Genomic DNA, 7,524 nt, shown 5'->3' with positions numbered 1-7,524 from the left:
GCGGGACCGGGGCCGGCGGGACCGCGCCGGGTGGGGCCGCGTCCGGGCTGGCCGGGGCCGGCAGGACGGGGGCCGCCCGGGCGCCGGCCCGCCGCTCCGGCTCCCGGCCGTCCCGGTCCGGGTGGGCGGCGGCCCGCCCCTCCCGTTCCCGGCCGTCCCGGTCCGGGTGGGCGGCGGCCGGTCGGGCGGCGGCCACCGGCAGCGAGGGCGGCGCCGGCCGGGCCGGCGGAGGAGCCGATCAGCCGGGTGGCCTGGCGCAGCAACCGGTACTGCACGAGGGTGCGTAGCGCGGAGCGGCTGCTGCCGCCGGTCGCGCGCAGGACGAGCTGGCTGACCCAGCCCTGCAGACGGATCGCCAGAAAGAACAGGGCCCCGGCGGTCAACGTGTTCACCAGCCCACCGGCTGGAGGGAGCCAGTCGGGGCGGCCGTGGTCGGACAACAGGACCCGGACCCCAACGAGCAGGAGCAGGGCCTGGCCAGTTTGGATCGCCAGGCAGCCGCCCAGGGCGCGCCACCAGAGGGCGGCGAGTGCCTCGGTCCAGGGCAGGCCGTGCCAGATCAGCAGCAGCGGCGCGGCGACCGCGAGGACCATCATGAGGATCATCCGGATGATCCACGCGGCGATCAGTGCGATCGCCATCCCGAGCACGCCCAAGCCCAGCAGCAGCAGGTAGACCGGGACGCCGCGGCCGACGAGCAGCGTCGTTGCGAGCAGGTTCGCGGCGCCGTCGGCGGTGACCTGGCCACCGAGGATCGCGCGTTCGAGGGCGTTGGACAGGGTGATGGCCTGGCCCATCAGCGGCAAGCTCAGATGCGCCGTGGCGAGGGCGATCGTCATGCGGGGGGCGAACTCCCGGGCCATCGCCCGGCCGTGGACCGTCCCCTCGCCCATCACCCCCACCGCGCCGACCGTCAGCACGAGCAGAAACAGGCTGTCCGCGATGATCAGGCTTGCGGCCCACAGCTGGCGGACCTGCGGTTCGGTGGTCACGTCGGGGGTGGACAGCAGGGTCTGGCCGAGCAGGCGCAGGACCGGCTGGGCGGCGTCGCGGGCCATCCCGGCAAGCCAGGTGTTGATCGCCTTCGAGACCATCCCGGGCAGGTCCGTCGCCCCCGACAGCCAGCCGAACAACCCACCCCCACCCCCACCTCCGCTCCCGCTGTCGGTGTCGGCAGGAGTCGGAGACGCCGCCGGCGGCGTGGAGGCAGGCGCAGGAACCGTCGGGTAGGCGGGGTCGAGGCCAGGCGTCGACGGCGGCGTCACCGGTGCGGACACGGGTGGCGCGAGGGCCCCGGTCGGGGGCGGGGTAGTGGCGGTCGCCGGGGTGGCGGCGGTGGCCGGGCTGGCGGCCCACAGCGTGAGGGCCAGGAGCGCCGCGACGGCGAACGCTAGGGCGGCGAGGAGGCGGCGCCCCGGCCGCGCCCGTCGTCGGCGGGTGGGTGTCGGGTGGGTGGGGTCGGGGGTGGCCATGTCAGCCGCCGACGACGGAGCGCAGCGCGGTCAGGAGCAGGGGGGCCAGGATCGCGAGGCCGTAGCCGAGGGCGGCGTTGCGAAAGCAGCGCTTCGCCGCGTCGACCTCGCCCGGGTCCGTCCCGGAGCCCATGTAACGGACGGCGCCGACGGTGAAGAACAGGGTGGCGCCGGCCGCGAGGAACCCCATCAGCCAGTTCCGCACGTTGGTGAGGACCTGGTTGAGGTCGGCGTCACGCGGCGCCGGAGCCGGCGGCGGTGCGGGTGGGACCGGCGACGCCGCGGACGCGACCTCACTGCCGAGGAGGACCAGCAGTCCCGCGAGGACCAGGACCACGGCCAGCCAGGCGCACCAACGCCAACGACGCGACACCGGACCGTCGGGGCCCGGCCCGACGGCCCGGGCGACGAGTAGGCCCGCGAATCCCGCCGCAGCGCCCGCGACCAACGGCCGGGCGGCCAACGGCCACCAGTCCGTCCAGCCGACCTGCCCGCCGGTCGCGACCAGCCCGAGCAGCAACGACCCGCAGGCAGTGACACAGACCGTCGCCACGAACCAGCCAGCCGCCGACCCGCCAGCCTCGCACCCCGAGACCGATCCACGGTCCACGTCAGGACAGGCGTGAGCCGTGCTCGCCGTCGCGGCGGGGTGACCGGTCCCCTCGCCGGCGACGGCGAGGCCACCAACGCCAGAGTCCGTGTCCGTGCCCGTGTCGGGGTTGGGGTGGCGGCTCATCGGGGGCCGCCGGTCGGGGCCAGGCGGCCGTCGAGGATCGCGGTGACGAGGCGGCCTTCGGCCTTCGCCCGGATGACCGCGAGCTCCTCACCGGCGTCAGGGTCGAAGTCGAGCAGCCGGCGGTCCTGCACGCGGGTCTCGTGGATCAGCTGGTATTCCAGGGCGCTGATCAGACCGAGACGCACCGCCTGCTGGAGGATCGCCTGCGGGCCGGGCAGCCAGGGCGCGGTGGGGATCGCGGCGAGCAGGGGCAGGCAGGCGCCGTAGGTCAGCCGGACGAGGGCGTCGTGGTGGGCGGCGGCCAGGCCGGCGCGCAGCGCCCCCCACAGCAGCACCGCCTCGCGGGCCGGCCCGGTCGCAGCCCGGATCTGGGCGACGAAGCCGGTCAGGACCTCACCCTCCAGGTCGGCCTTCTCCACCCGGACCGTCGTGAGGGCGGCGGCGATGTGGCGTAGCGGGGCCATCGCGAGCCCGGTCGCGCCGATCAGCCACGCGGGGTCGTCGCGGTGGGCGAGGACAGCGGTCCACAGCGCGTCTCGCGCGCCGGCCGACCAGCGGGGCTGGCCCAGGGCGACCCGCAGCTCCCGCAGACCGACGCGGCGGGCCGGCAGTTCGCCGTGCACGGTTCGGCCGTCGAGACAAAGGCCGGGGGGTGTTCCGGTGAGGCTGAGAAAGGTTTCTTCCGCGGTGTCGAGCGCGGAGGGGTTCGTATCCGTGGGCATCGCCGAGTCGCTCCCGTCGTGAGGCAATTTCCGTGACGGGACCGAGTAGGCGCCACCTGGCCTGAAGGTGATCTCAACGTGATCTGAACATGACCGCCTACCTGCGGGTTCAGGCAGGCCGGGAACGCACCTTCAGATCACCTTCAGACAACGGGATTCGCGCACATTCAGAGAGGGCGAGTGGAAACTCGGGGCGGTTCAGATCACCTTCAGGCGGGGTGGTGTGCACTCGGGGTGCATCACAAGGCGGCGCCCTTCGCCCGCCCTCCCCAGCCGGTTTTTCCCTCACCTGGAAAGACTGCTGGGGTTCGCGGCTCTGGGGCGTTCCGCCACACCCCTTCTCGGGAGAAACCCCGTGCCATCCGCTCACAACAGTGCTCATGCCAGCGACCCGAACGACGTGGCGAGTCTCGTGCCGCTCACCGTGTGGCCGACGCCCACGGCAACGACCCCCGGCGTGCTGTCGCCGGGGGTCGCCGCCCGGCTGATCGCCACGTTCAGCAAGCCCGGCGACCGCGTCCTGGCCCTCGACGGACCGGCCGGCTACGCGGACGCCGCCGGCTACCTACACCGCCCCTACACCGCCCGTCCCGCCGCCGCCGTCCTGGCCGGCGACACCCCGACCGGGCCGGTGGGCCTGGTCATCGACCACCCGCCCGCCGCACCCGCCGAGCAGCTGCTGGCCCGGTTCGCCACCGTTGCCCGCCTGCTCACCGGCGGCGGGTTTCTCGCGTGCGTGCACCCGCCGGCCGCCGGGCCCCGGGACCCGCTCGCGACCGCGATCGGGGCCGGCGAGGCGGCCGGGCTGCGCTACCTGCAGCACCTGGTCGCGCTGGCCGTCCCGATCCGCCACGGCACCCTCACCCCACCCCGCGACGCCACGACCGGTGGGCTGCTGACTGCGGTCCATACCGACGTGGCGGTCTTCACCACCCCCGGAGGCGACCGTGCCTGACCCCACCGACCGGCGGCCGGCGACGGTGTGGGCGACCGGCCAGGTCCATCCTCGCCAGCAGCGCGCCGGCCGCTACACGTCAGCGTCGATGGCGCACCCGGGCAAGATGCTGCCCGCAGTCGCCGCCCACGCCATCGCCGCGTTCACCCAGCCCGGGGACCTGGTGTGCGATCCGATGTGCGGGATCGGGACCACCCTCGTGGAGGCCGTCCACCTGGGCCGGCACGCGCTCGGCGTCGAGTACGAGTCCCGCTGGGCGGCGGTCACCGCCGCGAACCTCGCCCACGCGCAAACCCACGGCGCCACCGGGAAAGCCGTCGTGCTGACCGGTGACGCCCGCGACCTGACCGCCCTCACCCAGGAAAGGACCGCACCCGACGGGAGGCCGGTGGCGGGAAACGTCACGCTCGTGCTGACGAGCCCGCCCTACGGGAACGTCACCCACGGCCAGATACACGCCGACCGGGACAACGGTGTTAGCAAACGCGACTACCGGTATTCACAGGCCCGGTCGGGAAACCTCGCCAACGCCGACCTGACCGACCTACTCGGCGCCTTCCAACACATCCTCGCCGCGACCGTGGGACTTCTGCGCCCGGGCGGGCTGGTCGCCATCACCGTGCGCCCGATCCGCGACAGGGGCCGGCTGATCGACCTGCCCGGAGCGGTCACCCGCCACGCCACCGCCGCCGGCCTCACCCGCGCCGACCGGGCCGTCGCGCTACTCGCCGGACTGCGCGACGACCAGCTCATCCCCCGGCCGTCGTTCTTCGCGCTACACAACGCCCGCACCGCCTGGGCACGCGGCACCCCCCAACACGTCGCCGCCCACGAGGACCTCCTGATCTTCCGCGCGGCGCCGAGCCCGGCGAACCCAACAGCGGCGGAAGACCCTCCGCCCGAGGGCACCGGTGGTGTCTGAACCGGCCCCTACCTGGACATTCAGCTAGACCCGGGCCGTCCCGCCGGTCCCTGAAGATGATCTGAATAAAGTTGCGCCGACAACCACATTCAGATCACCTTCAGATGACCTTCAGACCAAACCCGCCCCCGGGGCCCGGCCGGGCCCGCGCCGCAGCGCGCAGGCCACCCGCCCCGGGGCCGGGCAGCGGGCCACGCCAGCCCGCCGCCGGGCCGCCCCCCCTCGCGACTCGCCTGTCAGGGACTGTGATGAAGACGTGGAGTGCCGCGGAGATCCGCGGCCTAGGTGTCGTCGTCGGCCTCGTCACCGCCGGGGAAATCCTCCGTATCGGCCGTTCCAAGTCCTACGACCTCGCCCGCCGCGACGAATTCCCCGTACCGGTCATGCGGATAGCCGGCCGTTACCGCGTCCGCACCAGCGACCTGATGCGCCTTCTCGGCATCGAACCGGGCCCGGAATCCGTCGCTTGACAGCAAAAACCGATCGAGCGTCAATACGCGGCGGGCATTCCCGCCCGATTTTCCGACGAACCGGAAATTCTTTTACGCGAAGAACGGTGAGACCCATGGATGGGACCATTTACAAACGGTGCGGCTGCCGCGACGACGCCGGCCGCCAGCTCGGTACCCGCTGCCCGAAGCTGCGGCGTAGCGGCGGCGCGTGGCGCGGGGACCACGGGGCCTGGGCCTACCAGGTCGACCTGCCCCCGACGCCCGGCGGGCGCCGCCAGCTGGCCCGCCGCACGGGGCTGGCCAGCCAGACCGCCGCGCAGGACGACGTCGACCGCATCCGCACCCTGATCGCCATCGCCGACCCGGACGACACCGCGACCCGCCTGCGGATCGCCGAGCTGATCCTGCAGACACTGCGCACCAACCTGCCGCTGCCCGAGGTCGCCGACATCCAGCGGCGCTACCAGCGGCGCGCGGACCTCTCCCCGACGATCACCGTCGGCGAGTGGCTCACGACCTGGCTCACCGGACGGCGCAAGATCGCCACCTCGACCACCACCGGCTACGAGGTCAACATCCGGCTGCACCTGATCCCGGCGATCGGCCACATCCGGCTCGACCGGCTCTCGGTCACGCACCTGGACGACATGTTCGACGCGATCGACGCCCGCAACGACACCATCCGCCGCATCCGCGCCACCGGCACCCCCACCGAGAAGAAGGCCCTGCAAGGCCGGCGGGTGATGGGGGCGGCGAACAAGCAGCGCATCCGCGCGACCCTGCGGGCCGCGCTCAACCACGCCATCCGCCTCGGGCTGATCGCCCACAACCCGGCGAAGTTCGTGGAGCTCGCCTCGGGCAAACGGCCCAAGGCGCTGCTGTGGATCGAGGAACGCGTCCTGCACTGGCAGAAAACCGGGCAGGTGCCCTCGCCGGTGATGGTCTGGACGCCCATCCAGGTCGGGGCGTTCCTCGACCACGCCGAGACCGACGACCTCTACGCCCTCTACCACCTGATCGCCCACCGGGGCCTGCGCCGTGGCGAGGCGTGCGGCCTGCACTGGGCCGACCTCGACCTGACCCACGGCTCGCTGACCGTGCGCTGGCAGATCGTCCAGGAAGGCAAAGGCACCCAGCTCAAGAAGCCCAAGTCCGACGCGGGCGACCGCCAGATCCCCCTCGACATCGGCACCGTCCGCGCCCTGCGCGAACACCGCACCCGCCAGAACGCCCGCCGGTTGGAAGCCGGGCCCGGCTGGCCCGACACCGGCCTCGTGTTCGTCGACGAAGCCGGAGCCTCACTCAACCCCGACCACGTCACCGACCGCTTCCGCGCGCTCCAGCACGAAGCCGGACTGCCCCCGATCCGGCTGCACGACCTACGCCACGCCGCCGCAACCCTCGCGCTCGCCGCCGGAGCCGACCTGAAAGCCGTCCAGGAACTCCTGGGCCATTCCTCGATCACCATCACCGCCGACACCTACACCCACGTCCTGCCCGAACTCGCCCGCGAGATCGCCGAAAACGTCGCCCGCCTCATCCCCAGAAACAAGCCACCCCGCGACGAACAGCACGGCAAAGCCTCCTAACCGCCGCCACCGGGGCCGCACGCCCGCCGACGCGCCACTGGGCGTGCGGCCCCGACGGTGTGGCCCCGCACCCCACGGCGTGCCCACACCGCCGCCGCCCGGCGCACCCGGGACCCACACGCGAACGGAACGACGCCGGCCCGCACCCCGAACGGACACACCTTTTAAATGACCGCCGGGAAAGGTTTTCATGCAATATTCGGCGGGGGGCTTGACTAGAAAATTGGGCGGTTTTTACGGTGCGACCGCCCGGCCCGCCAAAACGGGCGGCATTCCCATCGGAAAAGGGGTTTTGATTTGCGCGCCGAAACGCTGGTCGTGATTGTCACGGCCAAAGGGGACGAAGATCCCGAACCCGCGACCGTCGACTACTACCCCGACGGCTGCCCCGAGCTAGGCCCCGACAGCCCCGACGACTACGAAGGCCCCCACGACCTGACCATCTGCCCCGACTGCATCGAGTCGTGGCTGACCGACCACTACGTCAGCCGGCGGGCCCTGTACGCCGTCCCCGTCCCCGTCCCCGCACCGGTACCGGTACCGGCCGGGGCATAGCCCCACCCACCCGTTCCCGGGGGCCCTACGGCCGCGGGGAACCGGGCCGGCCCAGCCGGGCGCTGCCGCCCCCCCCCCGGGCGCGGGCCCGCCCCCGGGCCGGGGGGGTGTAACCAGAGCC

The 7,524-nt window shown here is 73.1% G+C and carries 8 protein-coding genes; 5 read left to right on the top strand and 3 right to left on the bottom strand.

Annotation, left to right across the window (positions count from 1 at the left end):
- The 3 genes from I6A60_RS40325 to I6A60_RS40315 all read right to left on the bottom strand — a co-directional run.
- Nucleotides 1–1,472, bottom strand: a 1,472-nt coding sequence (locus tag I6A60_RS40325) for a hypothetical protein (protein ID WP_203055876.1), incomplete at its 3' end; no start/stop codon positions are given.
- A gap of 1 nt (nucleotide 1,473) precedes the next feature.
- A complete protein-coding gene (locus tag I6A60_RS40320; RefSeq protein ID WP_307874120.1) occupies nucleotides 1,474–2,025 on the bottom strand; it encodes a pilin in 552 nt (183 codons plus the stop codon).
- A 179-nt stretch (nucleotides 2,026–2,204) separates the two neighbouring features.
- Nucleotides 2,205–2,930, bottom strand: a complete 726-nt coding sequence (locus I6A60_RS40315; RefSeq protein ID WP_203011657.1) for a hypothetical protein — start codon at nucleotides 2,928–2,930, stop codon at nucleotides 2,205–2,207.
- A gap of 400 nt (nucleotides 2,931–3,330) precedes the next feature.
- Here I6A60_RS40315 and I6A60_RS40310 point away from each other — a divergent pair, with 400 nt between their 5' ends.
- The 5 genes from I6A60_RS40310 to I6A60_RS40290 all read left to right on the top strand — a co-directional run bounded on the left by I6A60_RS40310 (nucleotide 3,331) and on the right by I6A60_RS40290 (nucleotide 7,403).
- Nucleotides 3,331–3,885: a hypothetical protein gene (locus I6A60_RS40310; protein ID WP_203011660.1), complete on the top strand. Its 555-nt coding sequence runs from the start codon at nucleotides 3,331–3,333 to the stop codon at nucleotides 3,883–3,885.
- Nucleotides 3,878–4,807 carry a TRM11 family methyltransferase gene (locus I6A60_RS40305; RefSeq protein ID WP_203011656.1) on the top strand — a complete coding sequence of 310 codons (930 nt, stop codon included), beginning with the start codon at nucleotides 3,878–3,880 and terminating at the stop codon, nucleotides 4,805–4,807. Before I6A60_RS40310 ends, I6A60_RS40305 begins: the two co-directional genes overlap by 8 nt.
- A gap of 248 nt (nucleotides 4,808–5,055) precedes the next feature.
- Nucleotides 5,056–5,277 carry a helix-turn-helix domain-containing protein gene (locus tag I6A60_RS40300; protein ID WP_203011655.1) on the top strand — a complete coding sequence of 74 codons (222 nt, stop codon included), beginning with the start codon at nucleotides 5,056–5,058 and terminating at the stop codon, nucleotides 5,275–5,277.
- A 95-nt stretch (nucleotides 5,278–5,372) separates the two neighbouring features.
- Nucleotides 5,373–6,848 carry a tyrosine recombinase XerC gene (gene xerC, locus I6A60_RS40295; protein ID WP_203011654.1) on the top strand — a complete coding sequence of 492 codons (1,476 nt, stop codon included), beginning with the start codon at nucleotides 5,373–5,375 and terminating at the stop codon, nucleotides 6,846–6,848.
- Nucleotides 6,849–7,145: 297 nt separating this feature from the next.
- Nucleotides 7,146–7,403: a hypothetical protein gene (locus I6A60_RS40290; protein WP_203011653.1), complete on the top strand. Its 258-nt coding sequence runs from the start codon at nucleotides 7,146–7,148 to the stop codon at nucleotides 7,401–7,403.
- Nucleotides 7,404–7,524: the final 121 nt, after the last annotated feature.

Source organism: Frankia sp. AgB1.9 (genome assembly GCF_016786355.1).
In the GTDB taxonomy this organism is placed as follows: domain Bacteria; phylum Actinomycetota; class Actinomycetes; order Frankiales; family Frankiaceae; genus Pseudofrankia.
This window is presented reverse-complemented; position numbering and strand designations above follow the sequence as displayed.